19 protein-coding genes are annotated in these 19,935 nt (G+C 45.5%); 4 read left to right on the top strand and 15 right to left on the bottom strand.

Annotated elements, in window-relative coordinates; all coding sequences use genetic code 11:
* Nucleotides 1-33: 33 nt before the first annotated feature.
* The gene (locus tag G632_RS0115105) at nucleotides 34-1,311 is read right to left on the bottom strand and encodes an O-acetylhomoserine aminocarboxypropyltransferase/cysteine synthase family protein (RefSeq protein WP_022770257.1); all 1,278 of its coding nucleotides are present in this window, start codon (nucleotides 1,309-1,311) and stop codon (nucleotides 34-36) included.
* 178 nt (nucleotides 1,312-1,489) lie between these two features.
* On the opposite strand from G632_RS0115105, the gene G632_RS21430 reads away from it, so the two are divergent.
* Nucleotides 1,490-2,965, top strand: coding sequence for a diguanylate cyclase (locus G632_RS21430; protein WP_022770256.1), 1,476 nt, complete (start codon nucleotides 1,490-1,492; stop codon nucleotides 2,963-2,965).
* Between the two features lie 105 nt (nucleotides 2,966-3,070).
* On the opposite strand, the gene G632_RS0115095 is transcribed toward G632_RS21430, so the two are convergent.
* Entirely contained in the window at nucleotides 3,071-4,057 is a 987-nt protein-coding gene (locus G632_RS0115095) for a diaminopimelate dehydrogenase (protein WP_022770255.1), read from the bottom strand.
* 97 nt (nucleotides 4,058-4,154) lie between these two features.
* Here G632_RS0115095 and G632_RS0115090 point away from each other — a divergent pair, with 97 nt between their 5' ends.
* From G632_RS0115090 to G632_RS21425, 3 genes are all read left to right on the top strand, one after another.
* Complete coding sequence (locus G632_RS0115090) at nucleotides 4,155-4,799, top strand: phosphoribosyltransferase (RefSeq protein WP_022770253.1); 645 nt, start codon at nucleotides 4,155-4,157, stop codon at nucleotides 4,797-4,799.
* A gap of 69 nt (nucleotides 4,800-4,868) precedes the next feature.
* Complete coding sequence (locus G632_RS0115085; RefSeq protein WP_022770252.1) at nucleotides 4,869-5,378, top strand: helix-turn-helix domain-containing protein; 510 nt, start codon at nucleotides 4,869-4,871, stop codon at nucleotides 5,376-5,378.
* A gap of 82 nt (nucleotides 5,379-5,460) precedes the next feature.
* Nucleotides 5,461-7,950 carry an EAL domain-containing protein gene (locus tag G632_RS21425; protein ID WP_022770251.1) on the top strand — a complete coding sequence of 830 codons (2,490 nt, stop codon included), beginning with the start codon at nucleotides 5,461-5,463 and terminating at the stop codon, nucleotides 7,948-7,950.
* Here the strand turns inward: G632_RS21425 and G632_RS0115075 are convergent, their stop codons facing one another.
* The 13 genes from G632_RS0115075 to G632_RS0115015 all read right to left on the bottom strand — a co-directional run bounded on the left by G632_RS0115075 (nucleotide 7,951) and on the right by G632_RS0115015 (nucleotide 19,926).
* Entirely contained in the window at nucleotides 7,951-8,664 is a 714-nt protein-coding gene (locus G632_RS0115075) for a hypothetical protein (protein ID WP_022770249.1), read from the bottom strand. It abuts the gene before it with no gap.
* A gap of 17 nt (nucleotides 8,665-8,681) precedes the next feature.
* Complete coding sequence (locus tag G632_RS0115070) at nucleotides 8,682-9,698, bottom strand: TRAP transporter substrate-binding protein (protein WP_035782845.1); 1,017 nt, start codon at nucleotides 9,696-9,698, stop codon at nucleotides 8,682-8,684.
* Nucleotides 9,695-10,468, bottom strand: coding sequence for a response regulator transcription factor (locus G632_RS0115065; RefSeq protein WP_022770248.1), 774 nt, complete (start codon nucleotides 10,466-10,468; stop codon nucleotides 9,695-9,697). The genes G632_RS0115070 and G632_RS0115065 overlap by 4 nt, the downstream gene beginning before the upstream one ends.
* A gap of 10 nt (nucleotides 10,469-10,478) precedes the next feature.
* Complete coding sequence (locus G632_RS0115060; protein ID WP_022770247.1) at nucleotides 10,479-11,981, bottom strand: sensor histidine kinase; 1,503 nt, start codon at nucleotides 11,979-11,981, stop codon at nucleotides 10,479-10,481.
* Between the two features lie 75 nt (nucleotides 11,982-12,056).
* On the bottom strand, nucleotides 12,057-12,527 hold the full coding sequence (locus G632_RS0115055) for a YcxB family protein (protein WP_022770245.1): 471 nt from the start codon (nucleotides 12,525-12,527) through the stop codon (nucleotides 12,057-12,059).
* Between the two features lie 21 nt (nucleotides 12,528-12,548).
* Entirely contained in the window at nucleotides 12,549-13,844 is a 1,296-nt protein-coding gene (locus G632_RS0115050) for a TRAP transporter large permease (RefSeq protein ID WP_022770244.1), read from the bottom strand.
* Complete coding sequence (locus G632_RS0115045; RefSeq protein WP_022770243.1) at nucleotides 13,844-14,368, bottom strand: TRAP transporter small permease; 525 nt, start codon at nucleotides 14,366-14,368, stop codon at nucleotides 13,844-13,846. The genes G632_RS0115050 and G632_RS0115045 overlap by 1 nt, the downstream gene beginning before the upstream one ends.
* Before the next feature lie 20 nt (nucleotides 14,369-14,388).
* Complete coding sequence (locus G632_RS0115040) at nucleotides 14,389-15,492, bottom strand: TRAP transporter substrate-binding protein (RefSeq protein WP_022770241.1); 1,104 nt, start codon at nucleotides 15,490-15,492, stop codon at nucleotides 14,389-14,391.
* 144 nt (nucleotides 15,493-15,636) lie between these two features.
* Nucleotides 15,637-16,368 carry a PrsW family intramembrane metalloprotease gene (locus G632_RS0115035; RefSeq protein ID WP_022770240.1) on the bottom strand — a complete coding sequence of 244 codons (732 nt, stop codon included), beginning with the start codon at nucleotides 16,366-16,368 and terminating at the stop codon, nucleotides 15,637-15,639.
* A gap of 35 nt (nucleotides 16,369-16,403) precedes the next feature.
* The gene (locus tag G632_RS0115030) at nucleotides 16,404-16,796 is read right to left on the bottom strand and encodes a pyridoxamine 5'-phosphate oxidase family protein (RefSeq protein ID WP_022770239.1); all 393 of its coding nucleotides are present in this window, start codon (nucleotides 16,794-16,796) and stop codon (nucleotides 16,404-16,406) included.
* 25 nt (nucleotides 16,797-16,821) lie between these two features.
* The gene (locus G632_RS0115025) at nucleotides 16,822-17,301 is read right to left on the bottom strand and encodes a methylglyoxal synthase (protein WP_022770237.1); all 480 of its coding nucleotides are present in this window, start codon (nucleotides 17,299-17,301) and stop codon (nucleotides 16,822-16,824) included.
* A 17-nt stretch (nucleotides 17,302-17,318) separates the two neighbouring features.
* Nucleotides 17,319-19,172 carry an ABC transporter ATP-binding protein gene (locus tag G632_RS20300; protein WP_330361288.1) on the bottom strand — a complete coding sequence of 618 codons (1,854 nt, stop codon included), beginning with the start codon at nucleotides 19,170-19,172 and terminating at the stop codon, nucleotides 17,319-17,321.
* A gap of 109 nt (nucleotides 19,173-19,281) precedes the next feature.
* Entirely contained in the window at nucleotides 19,282-19,926 is a 645-nt protein-coding gene (locus G632_RS0115015) for an MBL fold metallo-hydrolase (protein WP_022770235.1), read from the bottom strand.
* Nucleotides 19,927-19,935 lie beyond the last annotated feature (9 nt).

Here is a 19,935-nt window from a genome sequence, read left to right as displayed (position 1 = left end):
CTCCTTAAAAAACGCCTTCTCAATTATAGCATTTCAGCCAAGAGCGTTTGCGATATCTGCGATAAGATCTTCCTTGTCCTCAAGACCGCAGCTCATTCTTACAAGTCCTGCAGGGATTCCTGCTTCAAGGAGCTGCTCATCGGTCATCTGTCTGTGTGTTGATGTTGCAGGATTCAGGCAGCATGTCCTTGCATCTGCAACGTGGGTCTCGATGGCTGCCAGTTTAAGCTTCTTCATGAAGCTCTCTGCCGCTGCTCTTCCGCCCTTAAGCTCGAAGGAAACAACTCCGCAGCCGCCGTTTGGCATGTACTTCTTAGCCAGCTCGTAGTATGGATCAGACTCAAGTCCGGGATAGTTGACCTTGGCTACTTCCTCTCTTGTCTGAAGGAACTTTGCAACAGCAAGGCCGTTCTCAACGTGGCGAGGCATACGCACATGAAGTGACTCAAGACCAAGGTTTAAAAGAAATGCATTCTGAGGTGACTGTATGCAACCAAGGTCACGCATCAGCTGTGCTGTAGCCTTTGTGATGAAAGCGCCGGCGTTTCCGAACTTCTCGGCATAAACAATTCCGTGGTAGGACTCATCAGGTGTTGTAAGTCCCGGGTATTTATCTGCATGAGCCATCCAGTCGAACTTGCCGGAATCAACGATAACTCCGCCAACTGCTGCTCCGTGGCCGTCCATGTACTTGGTGGTTGAATGTGTAACGATATCTGCGCCCCACTCGATAGGCCTGCAGTTTACAGGTGTAGGGAATGTGTTGTCCACGATAAGCGGAACTCCGTGTCTGTGTGCTGCATTTGCAAATCTCTCAATATCAAGAACTGTAAGCGCAGGGTTTGCGATGGTCTCACCGAACATTGCTCGTGTGTTGTCCTTAAATGCTGCATCCAGCTCCTCATCGGAAGCTGTAGGTGAAACGAATGTAACATCGATGCCCATCTTCTTCATGGTAACTTCGATGAGATTGAAGGTTCCGCCGTAGATTGATGAAGAAGCTACGATGTGACTTCCTGCCTCGCATATATTAAACAGGGCAAAAAAGTTTGCTGCCTGTCCCGAAGATGTCAGCATTGCTGCAGTTCCGCCCTCCATGGCAGCGATCTTGGCTGCAACATGATCATTAGTGGGGTTCTGAAGTCTTGTGTAGAAATAGCCGGAAGCCTCAAGGTCAAAGAGCTTTCCCATATCCTCACTGGTATCATATTTAAAAGTAGTAGACTGAATGATCGGGATCTGCCTGGGCTCTCCGTTTCCGGGAGTATATCCCGCCTGTACACACTTTGTTCCAATTCCCTGCTGACTCATTTTCAATTCCTCCAAAAGCTTTTTTTAGATTCTACCTCACAGTATTATACTAATATTGCCCTCAAAAGTATAGCGCACGGGTCATACTCTTTTTATGCTTTTTTTAGACACATTGACGCAAAACCATAGTAAAATTATCATGTAAAGGTGTTTGTTTCTCTTAAAGGCGGCTGTGCTTATGTTCATGACCCTTAAAAGAACTAAAATACTCGGCTGGGGTATGGCCATCAGTTTCCTGATGATCCATATCCTGATGATCTGCGTCTTTTATAAGTGCGGCGTTACGCCTATGGTGATCTTTAACGCATTCAGCATTGTCTTTTACATCTTTATGCTCTTTGTTCTATATAAAGAGTGGTTCCCCTTCTTTGCAGTTGCCATATATCTGGAAGTTGCAGCCCACATGACCTGCTCTGTCATTCTTACCGGCTGGAACAGCGGATTTCAGATAACGCTTATAGGTATGAGCGTTCTTGCCCTTTATTCGGAATACACAGGAAGAGCCCTTAAGCTTAAGATTATCAGAATGATGCCTGCATGCATTCTCGGCATGTTTCTTTATCTTGGTTCTTACGTGTATCTTCAGTATCACCCGGCTCCATACTCCCTTCCTGCAAAAACTGAATTTGCACTATCCCTCTTATGGGGCGTTATTGTATTTGTGATCATGCTGTTTGTCCTGCAGCTCCTGGTCTACATCGCAATCTCCTCCGAGAACCAGCTTGAATACCAGCTCTCCCACGACAAGCTCACAGGTCTGCCCAATCGCTACTACCTATCCACTCAGTTTGAGAATGTTGAAAAAGAGAATTCGGACTACTGGATTGCCATCTCAGACATCGATAATTTTAAGAAGATAAACGACAACTACGGTCACAACTGCGGAGACTACGTACTCAAAACAATAGGTGAAATATTCGGAAAGAAAGATGTTCTTGTAGGTCGCTGGGGCGGGGAAGAATTTCTTTTCCTAAGGAAGATGGATAAAGACACTGATCCCTTTAAGTATGTTGATGACATAAGAAAAGAAATTGAGCAGACCGACTTCAGTTATGAGGGTCAAAAGCTCGCCGTTACCATGACCTTCGGAATGTCATATTTCAAGGGAAGTGACGGACTCTACGGCGCCATCAGAGATGCGGATGAAAAGCTCTATGCCGGCAAGCACAGCGGCAAGAATAAGGTTGTGAATGTTATGAGCGGCGGAAGTGACAGCGCAACCTCCTATCAGGATCCGCTCACCAGGGTCAAGAACAAACCTGCTTATGAGAAGATGATCGAATCCTTGAACTGGGATATTCAAAATAAAACCGCTCAGTTCGGTATCGTTATAATTAAGCTCTTAGACGTTGCCATGATAAATGAGAGATACGGGCACGATAAAGGAAACGACTACATCGTCGGTGCTTCCAAGATTATTTGCCAGATATTTGTGAACTCCCAGGTATTCAGGATCGGCGGAGATGACTTTGCGGTAGTTCTGACTAACAGGGATTATTATGACAGGGATAAGCTCTTTGAGGAGCTTAAAGACAGATATAAAGAAACTGCTGAGAATAGTGCAGTATCAGCTTGGGAGCGGTACAATGCAAGCTGCCGGTTGTCTGTTTACGCTGACGGCGATGAAAGTGTTGAAACTGTACTCAGTAAATGAGTCAAACTGAAACGTCCCCAGTGACTCAAAATGAGACAATCTGAAACGTCCCCGGTGACTCAAAAAAAGGAGTCAATGAGAACCGTCCCCATTGACTCCATATAATTAAAGTAGATGTGCTCTGAGCTCTTCTGGGCTCTGACTTGAAAGGTATGCAGGTGGAATGTCGAGCATTGTCTTGCAGCCCTTGGCGCCTTCTGCCTGGAGCTTGTATGCTGCTCTTGCAACAGCAACAAGTACGCTGGTTGTGAACTCAGGGTTTGAATCAAGCTTTAAGCTGTACTCGATGATGTGGTTGTGCTCCTTGTCAGCACCGGTCTTACCGCTTCTGAATACGAATCCGCCGTGAGCCATTCCGCTGTGGTTCTTAAGGAGCTCCTCTTCGCTGATGAAGTGAACTGTTGTGTCGTAGTCAGCGAAGTAGTTGGGCATCTCCTTGATCTCTTTCTCTACAGCTGCAGCGTCTGCGCCTTCCTCAAGGACTACGAAGCACTCTCTTGTGTGCTTGTCTCTTGTGGTGAGCTCAGGGTTCTTGCCGCTTCTTACTGCCTCAAGTGCGCTTTCTACAGGGATTGTGTACTGCTTGGCATTCTTGACACCCTTAACTCGTCTGATGGCATCTGAGTGTCCCTGAGATACGCCCTTGCCCCAGAATGTATAGTCGTTACCGTCAGGAAGAATAGCATTTGAATATACTCTTGCAAGTGAGAACATTCCGGGATCCCATCCGCAGGAGATAACAGCAACCTTGCCGGCTTCCTTAGCTGAAGCATCAACGTTTGCAAAGTGCTCAGGAATCCTTGCGTGAGTGTCAAAGCTGTCTACTACGTTAAAGAGCTTTGCATACTCAGGAGTCTGAACAGGAAGATCGGTTGCGCTTCCGCCGCAAAGGATCATTACATCGATCTTGTCTTTCCAATCAGCAGCTTCGCTGACAGAAACAACAGGAACACCGGCAGTCCTGATAGAAAGAGATGCCGGATCTCTTCTTGTGAAAACAGCTACAAGCTCCATGTCGGGAGCAGCTGCAACTGCGAGTTCTACGCCTTTTCCAAGGTTACCGTAACCAAGGATACCAATTCTGATACTCATTAAATTTCCTCCTCCAAACTGATAAATCATGTGCAATTAAAGTGTATTATACAGCAAAAGATGGTATACTAAAAGAAAAAAAAGGGGGTTTTTGGGTATGCTAAGTGAGTACACCAAGATACCAGCATCAATGAATTCGAATGTGGCCCTCAAAATAATACCCGGCCACTACGCTACCACCCACTCTCATATCACCAATTATATGGAGATTGGTACCATGAAGACTCGTTGCAGCGAAGCTCATGGTGTAGCAGCAATTCTAGCAATGCACTACACAATTTCCACGCCTGTGGATACCATTGTATGTGCTGACGGAACTGAAGTTATCGGAACTTACCTTGCAGAAGAGCTCACAAGAGCCGGAGTTCTCAATTACAATGCACACAGAACAGTCTATGTCATTGCGCCTGAGTACACAGCAAGCGGCCAGATCATCTTCCGCGACAATCTTCAGCTGGCCATCAGAGGCAAACACGTACTGCTTCTTATGGGCTCACTTACAACCGGAAGAACTTTAGAGCACCTCATGGAGGGTGTACGCTACTACGGAGCCAACGTATCCGGTGCCTGCGCAATCTTCAGTGCGGTAAAAGAAGTTGATGGCATACTTGTAAATGCCGTATTCCACCCTGAAGAAATACCTAACTACCAGTCCTATTCACCGGCTGAGTGTCCGCTTTGCAAAAACGGAACACCAATCGATGCACTGGTTAACAGTTTTGGCTACAGCGAGCTAAAATAATTTTTGAGTATCATGCAGGGTTGGCGCCGAGAGCATCAGCGCCGACCCTTTTTATATATGGAGGAAAAAATGGGAAAAAAGTCGATCAAAGAGGATAAGAATGTTTACTTCGTAGCCAGGGAAGAAGCAGGCCTTACCAGAGCCCAGGCCAGCGAGCTTATCGGAACCATCAGCGAGAGCCGTCTTGAGAAGCTTGAGACCGGCAAGACAGCCATCGTTCCGGAAGACGTCGTTGATATGGCTCTTGCCTACAAGAAGCCCGAACTTTGCAACTACTACTGCACACATGAATGTCGTATAGGAAAAGACTCTGTTCCGGAAGTTAAGAATGCCAGCCTATCCGAGATTGTTCTTGGAATGCTTGCAGCCCTTAACTCTCTCGATGACCAGAAAAACCGTCTTATCGACATCACAGCAGACGGCGTCATCTCAGATGATGAGCTTCCTGATTTCGTAAGCATAGAGAAGCAGCTCGATCTTATCGATTCAACAGTAGAGTCCCTCAAGATCTGGGTTGCCAGCACAATTGCAGACGGCAAGATCAATAAAACAAAATTGCAGAATTTAAGAAAACAATAAAAAATTTATTCTTTATTTACAATCTCTGTCACTTAATGTGTTATGCTCAATATAGCACTAATTAGTGATGGAGATTTCGTAAATGGCATCTGGCGATCATAACCAACAGGATACCAGAAAGATTGCGGAATACGTGATCAAAAATATCGATACTGCCCTTGAAAACGGCTGGATAAAGGTATATTATCAGCCGGTTATTCGTTCGCTCACAGGGCAGCTTTGTGGTGCAGAATCCCTGGCCAGATGGGTCGATCCCGAACTCGGATTTCTTTCCCCCGACAAATTCATAGGTGCTCTCGAAGCAAGCCGTCAGATTCACAAGTTGGACTGCTTTATCGTGAACAAAGTCTGCTCTGACATCTCAGAGCGCATAAACAATGGACTCGATGCCGTTCCGGTATCGGTGAATTTTTCGCGCCTTGATTTCGAAGCCACGGATATGCTTAAGGTCCTCGAAGATGCCATAACAAAATATGACATTCCCAAGGACTATATTCACGTGGAAATAACAGAGAGCATGATCGTATCCGATGCTGACCTGATGCGCAGAGTCATCGACAGCTTCAGAGATGCAGGCTATGAAGTATGGATGGACGACTTCGGTAGCGGATACTCCTCTCTTACCCTTCTAAAAGACTATTACTTTGACACCCTCAAGATGGATATGGACTTCCTTAAGTCTTTCACAGACAGATCCAAATCCATCATGACATCAGCCATCTCCATGGCCAAAGACATAAACATCATGACTTTGGCAGAAGGTGTGGAGACTGCTGAACAGGTGGAGTTTTTAAAGTGCATCGGCTGTGGCATGCTTCAGGGCTACTTCTACGGACAGCCTATGCCTGTAGATAAATTCTTTGCACACATTGAAGAATTTGGCATAACAATAGAACCCAGGCAGTGGCGGCATTATTATCAGGAAGCAGGTTTTGTTGCAAGATACACGAATGAGCCTTTAGAGATCATTGAGGATGATGGAGAGAACTTCAGGACTCTCTTCATGAACGATGAGTACAAGAGGCAGATCCAGCTAAAGACCTCTCTTTCCCTGGAAGAGCTTGATAACCTCATTTACAAGACCAAGTCGCCTCTTTTAAAGAAATATCGCGAATTTGCAAACAAGCTGGAGGCCACTAAGAACCTTGAGGCCTTCTACTACACCTATAACGGAAACATATTGTGTCTTCAGGCAAAAGAGATTGTTGAACACGGAGGAAGGCACATAATAAAAGCTTCTAACCGCAACATCTCCATGGACATCAATTTAAGGAAGCAGAATAACGTAGACAATAAGCTCAAGGAATTAAACCACATCTTTGAGTCTGTTCTTGTGATCAATCCCAGCAGAAACACAATCGCCCCTCTGCTTGGAAACTTCGCATACTCCGGCAGGGACTCAGACGAGACCATCGGTGTTTTATCCGAAAATATAAAGAGAATGGCTGACAATATCGTGGCTGCGACCGACAGAGAAAAGTTTCTTGAATTTGCTGACTTTGAAACCCTCGGCGAGCGCATCGGGCACTCCGAAAAAGGCTTTATCGAAAATATATTCAGACTCAGACAAAGAGACGGAAATTACGCATGGCGAGAAGTTGCCATCATGATGATCCCCGGCACTCATGGAAAAGAGTTTATGATAAGCACCAAGGCAACAGCCGATGATGCCCAAAAGGTCCTTGCCAGGAACACCGCAGTTTTCGACATATCGCATTACAGCAACGCTAACCTTGATCCGTCCCTATTTACCAAGATGTGGGAGAATATTTTATCGGGCGCTTCCGTCAAGTTCTTCTGGAAAGACAGAAACCGCAGGTTCCTTGGTGCCAGCAAGGCGTTCCTTGAGTTCTTTGAACTTACCATCGATGACATTACCGGTAAGACCGATGAAGAAATGAACTGGCACATTAATAATGCCGACTTTCATAACGATGAGATCGATGTTCTAAATGAGGGCGCCTACATCAAAAACGCCCCGGGTCAGTGTATTGTAAACGGTGTTGTCCACAACATTATGACCAACAAGAGTCCCATCTATGTCAACGGGCAGATAGTGGGGCTAATGGGTTATTTTATAGACATTGACCAGGAACTTGAACGTCTTGATAAGCTTTATCAGGAAAGAAGACTCGATAGCGTAACCGGCCTTATGAATTTAGCAGCCTTAGCAGAAGTCAGCAAAAGCTATTCCCAAAACTATTTAAGCAACGGTGTTGATTTCACTCTGTTGATCATAAGAAACGATACTCATCAGCGAATAATAAAGGACTTTGGAGAAGATTTCGCTAACAGGCTCCTGAAAAAGATTGGAGATACGATTGTCGAAAGCTCCGAAGGAAGCGGCGCTGTAGCAAAATGTCTTTCGTCTGACTTTGCGCTGCTGACGAATATATGTGATCCTTCTGAGCTTGATATTCTTAAGAATAATATTCAGACAGAGCTTAGCAAAATAAAAGAGCTTGACGGCAACAACATAACCCTTAAGATAAGGATTGCCTCCAAGCTCCGCAGCGACGAAGGAATAACCGACGAAAACATGTATTCCGCGGTCCTTCAGGAATTTATGTGATCATTGTAAACTGGCCTTAATGTAGTTCCAAAGCTCCGTGGTGGGCTGAGGAAAATAATGAATTCCATCCGTTTCACTTACTGTAACGGTACTGCTATTTTTAATGTATTTATAGAGGGGTATAATTTTTACCCCTCTTTTATTTGCCCAGGCCTCAAGAGATTCGTTGTACCTTATCTGATTTGCATTAGGATAATACAGGTAATCAACATCTATCAAAAGACATTCATCCACAGTGGGACCTACTGTACCTGCCACTATGGTCTTCCCCTTTTCAAGCAGGCTGTCATAATATACCTCATACTGGCTAAAATCACCAAAGTTATTGCACCCCATCCAGGTAACAAGCGTATCGAAATTATCGATGCCATAGCTCTCAATCCAGGGAACCATATCCTTGTATGAAGCTCCGTCTTTACAATAAACCATCATTCCATCTATATTCTGCCCAAGAATCTCACTGACATCTCCGCTGAACATGTCAACACTCCTTGAGTCTCCCACATAGAGGATCTTTCCATATCCGTTATAGCCCGAAGACTCCTTGACCTCCGCTGCAGCACTCTCAGCAGGTGCAGAGTTCTCAGCAGTCACAGAGCTCTCCACAGCCGCAGCATCCTTAGTATCAACAGCTTGTGGCAGACTTGTCATGCCCTGTGTGACAGACACAAAGCTCACAATCATTGCAATAATGATGGAACAGACATTTTCCATAAATCAAAGTTCCTTTCTCAGTACTCCATAATAGCCTGCAGTATATCCATTTGATCTCTGCAATACTTAGTATACACTGATTGCATAGCATCACGGAAGCGAAGTTTTTCTTCAGGCGAAAGCTCGATCACGGTAATACCACTTTTCTCTGCAACTTCTCTGGAACGCTTTTCTCTCTCTTCCCACAACACGCGCTCATAAAGTGCCGACTCTCTGGCGCACTCCTCTATGATCTTCTGATCACTCTCTGAGAGTTTGTCCCAAACTGCCTTGGAGCATATCTGAAGCTCCGGAACTCTTGTGTGCTCATCTATAGTGTAGTATCTGGCAACCATGTAGTGCCTCATAGCCTCGTAGGAAGGCCAGTTGTTCTCAGCTCCGTCAACAAGTCCCTGCTCAATGGCAGAATATACTTCAGAATATACGATCTTGGACGGGTTTGCTCCAAGAGCCGATACCATGTCCGCCATCATATCGGACTCCTGAACTCTTATATTCATGCCCTTTATATCCTCAAGGCAGGTAATAGGCGATGTGCTGTAGAAGTTTCTCGCACCGGCGTCATACCAGGACAGCCCCACCAGATCGTGATCTCTTGTTTTTAAAAGAAATTCATCCCCGATCTCACCGTCAAGAACACGCCACATATGCTCCGGTCCGCTGTAAAGATAGGGCATCTGAAGCACATTCATCTCAGGCATGTACTCAGCAAGCTGCGACAGGGATATTCTTGCAAAAGCAATGCCACCGTACTGCATCTGCTGAATAACCTGCATCTCACTTCCAAGCTCCGCATCGGGCTTGACCAGTATCTTTATTCTGCCGTCTGTCCTCTCATAGACAAGCTCTGCAAACCTGTTTGCTCCATGGGTTGTCGGATAGTCAGCTATCTGGTTCTCTGCGTATAAAAAGACATACTCAGGTGCCGACTCCTCAGCTTTCTTTTCCCTGATGGTACTAATCCCAAAGGCTACTACAACAAGGAGCAAAAGGACACATGCAGTTATAGCTATATATCTGCGTCTGCTGTTCATATCCCCATAACCCCTATTCTATACTCACTTGGTGTCTTACCCACCATTCTCTTGAATACTCTGGTGAAGTAGTTGGCATCCCTGTAGCCGGCAAGGGCACTGACATCCTTGATATTTATTGCAGGGTTTGCCAAAAGCTCTTTTGCCTTATCCATTCTGTATTCGTTGAGGTAGGTAATGAAGTTCTTGCCAAAGTTCTGCTTAAAGAGCTTGCAGAAATAGACATCCGAATATCCGAAAACTCCGGCCAGATCAAGGAGAGCAATATCCTCCTTGTAGTGCGTATCAATATATTCCTGCACCTGACCAACAAAAACGTTGGGTGGTGTGTCACTATCATCATCATGAGGCTGGGCTACAGGCTCTCTGTCCAGGGTATTTACGCCGCTTCCATATCTGTCGCAGATATTAAAAGCCTCCTCAAGTACGTTCACAAGATCCTCATCAGAGCCCGGTTTAAGCAGGTAATCAAGTGCCCTTATCTCGATAGCTCTTTTGGCGTAATTGAACTCATCAAAGGCCGTCAGGAACACAACGCTGCTGTGAGGACTTTCCTTCTTTATCTCAGCCGCAGCATCAAGGCCGTTCATTCCCGGCATCTCAATATCCAGGATTGCGATCTGGCAGTCTTTTTCAAAAAAGAGCTTCACAGCCTGAATGCCGTTCTCAGCCAGCACTACTTCTGTCTGGTCAGGAAAAAAAGCTTTTATCTTCTTGTCAATTACCAGCCTCTCTATGGGCTCGTCGTCTGCAACCAGTATTCTGTACATCGCTGCTCCTTTAGTCATCAACTCTGTGAAGGGGAAGGGTCATAAGGATTGTTGTTCCCTCTCCCAGTGTGCTGTTTATCGAAAGGCTTCCGCCCTCATACATTCCTTTGATTCGCCTGTTGATATTGCCAAGTCCGATGCCGACAATATCTTCATCAAGAGGTGTATCCTCGCCGCCTTCAAGGCCGGCTCTTATCCTTAAAAGAGTCTCCTCGTCCATTCCGGCGCCTGTATCTGACACCTCAATAAGGAGTTTATCTTCCTGCTGCTTTACTTTTATCTGTACCTTACCGCCCTCAACTCTTGGAGAAATGCCGTGGATTATGGCGTTCTCAAGAAGCGGCTGGAAGGTAAAGGTGGGAACGATCACCTTGTTCTCATCGACATCACATTCAATATCAAACTGCACCCTGTCGCCAAATCTCATCTTCTGAAGATACATATAGTCCCTTGAAATCTTGAGCTCCTGGGCCAGGAGAGACTCTTTTGCCTGGGTCTTTAAGTTATATCTAAAGAGTGAACTTAGGGCTTCTATCATCTGCTCAGTGGTCTGAGCCCCCTCAAGGTTAGCTGTTCCTGCGATTACGTTCAGGGTGTTGAAAAGAAAGTGCGGATTGATCTGGCTCTTTAAGAGCTCTAAGTTCATGGTCTCCATCTGCTTCTCAATCTCGAGATTCTCAAGCTCCTGCACGTGGAGCTGGTCCAGCGCTTCCCTCTTTTCCTCCATGGCCTTGATGTATTCGCCGGTGGCAAATTTCATCTTGTTAAAGGCCGATACCATCTGCCCAAGCTCATCCTTGTTGTCAACCACAACGTCGTCGATAAAAAAGTCGTTGTTGGCAATTCTCCTTGAAGCGTTAGCCAGCTTAAGTACGGGCTTTGTAACGCTGCTGTTAAGCATCTGTGAGATCTGGAATATTACAAAGAAAAGGGCAATGCTGAGTGCTGCTGTGATAAACGGAACTCTTGCAACCACAGGGAGCATGGTCCTGTAGCTCTCATTTCCCTCCTGCATGGTGACGTCAACAAATCTCTGGGCATAGACCGAGAGGTAATTTTGCATGTTGTAAACGTCGTAGAGTTTATCTACATATATGTTCTCGGACATATAGTCCGTTATGACCTGATTTCTTTTGCTGCAGTAGACCTCGTATGCGCTCTGCAGCGACTGAAGTACAGCAAACCTGGAATCCCCAAGGTGTGTGTAGTCCAGCGGAACGGCATAGATAGCCTCGCGGGTAGCCTCCACACTCTTTTCCCAGGCCTCCTGATCCGTGGAACCTGTGCCACGTATATACTCATCAAAGGCGTCTGTCTCACGTTTAATGGCATTTACAATCTCTCCGCCTCTTGAGTTATCTTCCATGATGTCGTTGAAGTCCTTGGTAAAGAGCTTAACAACCCATGCATCGAAGAGCACCGACAGAGATAGCGCCACAAATACGCTTATGGTGAAGACCGCTATTTTATTTTTAATGGTGAGAGTTTCCCAGAAATTTCGTATCTTGTCCATAATCAAAAAATAAGAGGCCGCGTTATAGTTATATCAATAATTATAGCGCTGCCCCTTTTAAATTACTATTTAAAACTAGCCCCTGATCTTCTTACAGATATATTGATAAAACTCCTCCTTTTGATCACCCAGGACTCTGTTGGTGAGCATGTATCCGTGGCTGTCATCCGACATTACCACTATCATGTTGCTCCTCTTAATTGCATTCTTAATTCTCTTCCAGGCAAGGGACTCGCTCTTTTCCCCTACGAAGACGCGTACTCCGCCATCGTTAAAGAGAAGCTCCATATCCTTTGGCAGATCTTCCAGCTGCTTAACGCTGTTGCCGTAGATTGCAAGAGGCTGGATAACAGGAAAAAGAATGCATCCAAGAATCATAAGTACTCTGAATAGATCCGATGCTGTCGGCCAAAAACGAATTGTCAAAAGGATCATCGCTACAGTGAAGATAACATTGACCAGTCCTATCAGTGACCTGTAGGTCCTGGCCATTGCCATCTTCCACAGATCCCCGGCCTTCACATCACATTTAAATCTGTATTCCATAAAAAGACCTTTCGGAAATCTTTATTTGGTCAGTAAATTCGGGAGGAACATACTGATCTCAGGTATGAAAGTAAGCAGCATAAGAACAACGATCATGCACAGATAAAATGGCAGTGTTGCCTTAACTACTTTTTCCATCTTAACCTTACCAACCGCAGAACCAATGAACAGAACCGCACCTACAGGAGGTGTTAAGAGTCCGATACCACAGTTAAGTATGATCATTATACCAAACTGGATAGGGTTGATGCCAATTGATGTTGCGATTGGAAGAAGGATAGGTGTAGCGATCAGGATGATCGGCGCCATATCCATGATACATCCAAGTACAAGAAGGATCAGGTTCAAGAGAAGTGCTATAAGAACCGGATTTCTTGTAAGGCCGATGATTGCATTAGCTGCAAGATCAGGCACATGAAGTGTTGTCAGGCAATATCCGAAGATACTGGAAGTTGAGATGAGGATCATAACGATTGAAAGTGTGTCTACGCACTGTTCGAGGGTCTTCCAAACGCCTTTCCAATCCAGTCCCTTATAGATAAATACACTGACGATAAGGCTATAGATAACAGCAATAGCAGCTGACTCGGTAGCTGTGAAAACTCCGCCTACAACGCCCACAACAACGATTATGATCGCTGCCAGCGCCCAGAAGGAGATACTGAGCTGCTTTGCAAATTTCTTTAAACTAAATGCATCTCCCTTAGGATAATGACGTCTCTTTGAAATAATGTAAGAACCGATCATAAGGGAAGCTGCAAGGAGTGCTCCGGGAAGATATCCTGCGAGGAACAAGCTTCCTACAGACACACCGCCGGCACTCATGGCATAGATGACCATGTTGTGGCTTGGCGGAACAAGAAGTCCCTCACAGGATGAGGTAATTGTTACCGCTGTTGAAAAGTCATCATCATATCCCTGTTCAACCATCATAGGAATAAGGATACTTCCGAGGGATGCAGTATCTGCAGCAGCAGAACCTGAAATTCCTCCAAAGAAGTAGGAAGCAACGATGTTAACCATCGCCATTCCACCTGTCATCCATCCAACGCATGCGTCAGCAAGGGCGATCAGCTTCTCGGAAATACCACCACTGCCCATAAGGCAGCCCATGGTGATAAAGAAGGGGACAGCCATAAGACTGAAGGAGCTGATTCCCTTAACCATCTGCTGACATACTGTTGTCAGAGGAAGTCCCTGATACAAAAGGCAGAAGATAGATGAAAGTGCTACCGCGTAAGCGATATGGAATCTTAAGAATATCATTACGATAAAGCTTACCAGCAATATCGCAATGGCAGTTGTATTCACAGCCATCACTTATCCTCCCCCTTTATGAAAAATCCTTTGATGTGGTTATAGATAGCTTCAAGCTCAAAGATGATCATTGCAAATCCGGCGATCGGAATCGGGAAATACATCCAGAACTTGGAGAGCTTGGGCAGTGATACATAGGATGCCTTTGCACCCAGAGTAGTTGCATACTGCCAACCAACTATAAGCATTACAAATGCAAGTACCATGATAAATGCATCTGCAAGCAGATCTAAAATTTTTAAAAGCTTTTTGGGGAGATAAACATCCAGCGCAGTCATACGAATGTGAGCTCCGCGTCTGATTGCCAGGGCTGCTGACAAAACGGCCATATAGGACATCAGGGTGAGGACTATCTCCTCACTCCATGCAGGGTCCGGAACAAAAGACACGTATCTTCCAAGAACGCTCATGCTGGTGATCAGAATATCTGCCACCAGCAAGAGCTTACATATGAAAAGTACCACTTTATAAGCAACATCGTATATAGGCTTGATCTTATCTACCGCATCGAAAAATGATTTCATACGGCACCTATTCCTCTAAATTATTTGCCAAGGTCAACTATCTTCTGGTAGTAGTCCTCAAGACCCTTGATGTTCTCTTCGATTACAGGCTTAACTGCTTCCTGCCAAGGTGTGATGTCATCAACTTCAACGATTGTAACACCCTCAGCCTTGAGCTCTTCGAGAACTTCCTTTTCCTTCTCTTCTGAGATTGAGCGGTTGTACTCTGAAGCTGCCTTACCTGCATCAACGAGAATCTGCTGCTGCTCAGCTGAGAGCTTGTTCCATGCTTCGTCTGTGATAACTACCTGGATAGCACCAAGTGTATGTCCGTCGAGGATCATGTAAGGTGCAACCTCAGGGAATGCATTTGACTTGTAGTTAGCGATAGGCTGCTCAGCACCGTCAACAACGCCGGTCTGAAGAGCTGAATAAAGCTCACCGAATGCAACAACTGTAGGAGATGCTCCAAGACTTTCAACGAGACCGTTCATAACAGGGTCGTTAGAAACACGGATCTTCTTGCCCTTGAAGGAGTTGATATCTGTGATCTCATAAGATGTGAAGAAATGACGGAAACCTTCCTCACCATAGAAAAGACCTCTTACGCCTGAGCCGTTCTCTGAAGACTCCTGAAGGAATTCCTGTGCAAGATCTGATGTAGCGAACTTCCAGAAATGATCACGACTTGTGAAGATGTATGGAAGTGAAAGAAGCATTGACTTCTGTCCGCCGTAGCTTGTAAGAGCGAAAGCTGAGATACGGGACATATCGATTGTTCCGCCGCCGCCGAGCATTGAATCAAGTACGTCGTTCTCTGATCCAAGAACACCACTTGCCTGAAGATCGATGAGAATTGATCCATTTGATCTTGCCTCAACCTCTTCTTTAAACTTCTGGTCTGTCATACCAACGATTGTGTCAAGAGGGTTAACCTCTGCCATAACCAGTGTGATTGCATCAGCTGCAGGCTCTGCTGCAGGTGCTTCTGCTGCAGGTGCCTCTGCTGCAGGTGCTTCTGCTGCAGGTGCTTCTGTTGCAGCGGGTGCTTCTGTAGCTGCAGGTGTCTCAGGTGCCTGAACACCACAGCCAACAAGTGAAAGAACCATCGCTGCTGTTACGATTACTGAAAGACTTCTTCTCATTTCTTAAAACCTCCCTTTTCCTAAAAAAATAATGACATTATCTTGTCTTGATAATGTCATTATATTTTGGAAGTTTTCAGAAAAAAATCGGACATTCTTAGCATTGACTAGCACATTTTTAACAATAAGTTTATACTTGCTTAATTAATAGTTTATAGGTCTGTCCTTTTTTGCCTGCTTGCCAATGAGGATATAACTGATGATAAACATGATGATAATGAACACCAGGAAGGACCAGTCGCCACTGTCTGCCTCAATGGTTGCGATGTAGTCATATGCTCCGTGTAAAAGAGCCGGTACCAGTATTGCCATGCATTTAAAGAACGATGCACCTGACTTATTTCCTCTGTAATCGCATCTCTTGGCTATTCCGTAGAATACTCCCATGAATACACCAAAGCTCGCATGTCCCGGGATTGCTGTGACAGCTCTAATCAGCGCTGTACCAAGGCCATAGCTCACTACATAAGTGATGTTTTCAAAGAGTGCAAAGCTAAGGGATGTTATGACCGCATATACAACTCCGTCATACTGGCAGTTAAACTCAGGATTCCTCCAGGTCTTTCTGTACATGAAAAGATATTTGGAAGTCTCCTCGGAAAATGCCACAATAACAAAGAACATGATGATGTTGTAAAGCGGCGATTCCACCGGTACAAAGAGCCCCAATATAAACGAGAGCACAGTCTCTTCAACAAGTGCCAGCAGCACTGAGAAAAGGCCTGCCCATATAAGCTTTTTGATAAGATATGGGCTCTCCTTCTCAAGTCTGTCAGAGCGGTAAACCTTGATCATAAGAAATACCGCAGGTATGGCAGCTGCTGCCACAAGCAGTCCGCCGTGCATAACAATGGGGTTCATCAAAAAGAACAGCATGTAAATTCAAATCTCCTAACGTTAGTTTTGTCCTATCAGAATGTAACAGTCTCAGGAGCTTTTGTAAAGGAGCTGAAGGTTGCTGTTGCATTCTTAAAGTAGAACACCTCTGTGTTTCCGTCATCTGCCTTATACATTCCCTGAAGTGATGGATAAGCATCCAGCATGGACTGTCTTGCTTCGATCCTGTCATCCTCAACAAGCTCACCTGCTACTCTGAGCCACTCACCGTTCATAAATGCACAGATCTCAACCTTGGGATTAGCATGAATCTGCTTGGATACGTCTTTTACCTTGCCTGTCTGAATGTAGAGCTTGCCTTCAAAAACATGAGCTGTTCCGAAAGGTCTTACTCTTGGCTGATCTCCGTCAACCGTTGCAAGATAATATGTGTTTGCTGCTTTCAAAAAATCCACCACTCTCTGCATAATCTCTCTCCTTTTGAAATATAATTTACATCTGCGTTGGCAGTGTCTCTGCTCTGTTTGCTATATTCTGCTTGAAATTGATAACCTCGTGGTCGTACTCCTCATCCATAAATTTAGAGTTGATGAGGAAATCCGCTGTTGCCTTGTTGTTGGCAAAAGGAATGTCATAAACCTGTGCAATTCTCATGAGGGCCTTTACATCAGGATCGTGAGGTGCTGCTGTAAGAGGGTCTGAGAAGAATATTACAAAATCAATCTTGCCCTCAACTATCTTGGCACCAATCTGCTGATCTCCTCCAAGAGGGCCTGAGTTGTAGCCTCTTACGGGAAGGTCTGTAGCATCTGTTATCATGCGGGCTGTAGTACCTGTTCCGCAGAGGAAATGTCTTTTTAATATTTCTGCATTGTCCTTGCACCATTTAATAAGCTCAGCTTTCTTGCCGTCGTGGGCGATAAGGGCGATGTTCTTCTGTTTTCCGATTGTAAGTGTAACTGTTTCGTTCATATAAATCTCCTTTGTAGCTAGAAGCCAATTGTGTCTTCTTCTATATTACCCCAATAGTCTGATTTCTGCACGTCTCCCTCGCCCTCCATATCAAGGACAAGTCGGAACTGGGTTTCGTAGAGCTCTTTATATATACCGCCCAGGGCAAGGAGTGATTCGTGTGATCCCTGCTCGGCTATAACGCCGTCTTTGACAACCAGTATGGCGTCGGCTTTTAAGATGGTCGAGAGTCTGTGGGCGATCACGATGCTGGTCCTTCCCTGCATAAGCAGCTCAAGGGCATCCTGGATCGCGTTCTCGGATATTGAATCGAGGGCGCTGGTAGCTTCGTCCAGAATCAGGATCTTGGGGTCTTTTAAGATTACTCTTGCGATTGAAAGTCTCTGCTTCTCACCGCCTGAAAGCTTAAGTCCTCTGTTACCCACCATTGTGTTATAGCCTTCAGGCTGGGATGCGATAAAGTCGTGGATGTTGGCATTTTTACAGGCCTGTATCAGTTCTTCGTCGGTGGCATCTTCCTTGGCATAGAGGAGGTTCTCTTTTATGGTTCCATTGAAAAGATATGTCTCCTGGGTTACCACTCCGATGTTTGATCTAAGGTATGAAAGGTCGAAGTCTCGGACATCGACGCCGCCTATCTTTACTGAACCGCCAAGCACATCGTAGAGTCTTGGGATAAGGTTTACAACAGTGGATTTGCCTGAACCGGATGGACCTACGATGGCATACATCTTGCCTCCCGGTACCGTGAAGTTCACATCTTTTAAGATTGGAACCTCAGGATCATAGGCGAACTTCACGTGGCTATACTCGATATCCTTGCAGCGTACATCAGGTCTTTTACCATTTTCAGGTGAAACTATATCGCTCTTCATGTCGAAGTACGCAAAGATCCTGGTAAAGAGCGCAAGGCTTCTTGTGAAGTCGACCTGAAGGTTTAAAAGCTCCTGAACCGGGCGATAGAGCCTGTTTATCAGGGCAACCATGGCTGTGATCATACCGACGGTAAGGCTCTCATCCAGCTTTGAAATGATAAGGTAACCTCCTGCAAAGTACATAAGAAGAGGGCCTACCTGAGTGAACATCCCCATGACAACCCTGAACCAGCTGCCGCTCCTCTGCTCCTTTAAGTTCAGCGCCGTGAGCTCCTCGTTGGTCTTTTTGAATTTCTCAAACTCGCGCTCCTCTCTTGTAAAGAGCTTGACCAGCATTGAACCGCTGACGCTTAAGGTTTCGTTTATCAGCTGATTCATCTCGTCGTTCTTGGCCTGTGAATCCGTGCGGATCTTCCACTGGTTCTTGCCGACTCTCTTGGTTGGGAGTATCAAGAGCGGTATGATGATGACGCCCACAATTGCCAGTTTCCAGCTCATGGCAAAGAGTGCAACCAGCGTGGTTATAAGAGTCGCTGCGTTTGAAACAACACTTGAGAGCGTTCCGGAAATGACGCTGCTGACTCCGCTGATATCAGTATTCATGCGGGTTATGATGTCACCCTGTTTCTCTGTGGTAAAGAAGGAATGTGGCATGTACTGCAGATGATGGTACATCTCGTTCTTCATGTCATAGATGATGCGCTGCGCGATCCAGGCATTTATGTAGCGCTCTAAAACTCCCACGATCTGCGAAGCAGCAAGAGTTGCAAAGGCCATGAGAAGAAGGCGGACAAGGAGCGCCATATCCTTGTTGATAAGGGCTTCATCCACGATCTTACCTGTGATGATAGATGGCAAAAGACCTACCACAGCACTTATAAGTATTGCCACAAAGACAAATACAAACTGAAGCCAGTAAGGCTTCATATACGAAAGAATCCTGACAAGGAGTTTCGAATCCACCTGAGGCAGATTATTTTTTTCTTCGTCTGTCAAAAAACCTCTGGGTCCCAATCCCCCATGAAATCCCGGTCCCGGCATATGTTCTCCTCCAAATCTTATCTTCTAAAAAGGAGTCTCCTTTGCGGAAACTCCTCATCATTCTTTAGTCAAAATACTGGATCTTGGTGACCACCTCCACAGGCTCTTTTACCAGCTCTGCAAAATGCTCAGCATCCGATGGCTTACCAACCACGCTTCCGTAGTGTATCGGGATTGCAACCGAAGGCTTAATGATGTTGATAAGATCTGCTGCCTTCTTGGCATCCATGGTGTAGGTTCCGCCGATGGGCACCATTGCTATGTCGCACTTAACTTTCTTTGATTCCTTGGTAAGTCCGGTGTCGCCTGCGATGTAAATGCGCTTGCCACCTATGCCGAGGATATATCCGACCCATTCTGCTCTCTTTGGGTGGAAGGGCTTTATGTTGTTATAGGCAGGAACAGCCTCAACTTCCAGACCCTCTATTTCTTTCTTGTCACCGGGCTTTACTGTCACGATCTCTTTTACTAAAATCTCAACTTCCCTCGCGTCATCGACCATGCTCTCGGGAACCACCAGTATTGTGGATTTCGTGGCAACCTTCTTAATATCCTCCACGGAAAAATGGTCGTAGTGTCCGTGGGTAACGAAGATATAATCTGCGTCCTTATAGTCTTCCCTGATCTTGTAAGGATCCACGTAAATGGTTCTTGAATCATCTTTTATCCTGATGCTACTGTGTGTGAAAACTTCTATTCTGTCTGTCATGTTCTTTTC

The organism is Butyrivibrio sp. NC2007, assembly GCF_000421405.1.
In the GTDB taxonomy this organism is placed as follows: domain Bacteria; phylum Bacillota; class Clostridia; order Lachnospirales; family Lachnospiraceae; genus Butyrivibrio.
Note: the sequence above shows the minus strand (reverse complement) of the source record. Positions and strands in the feature narration are given on the sequence as shown.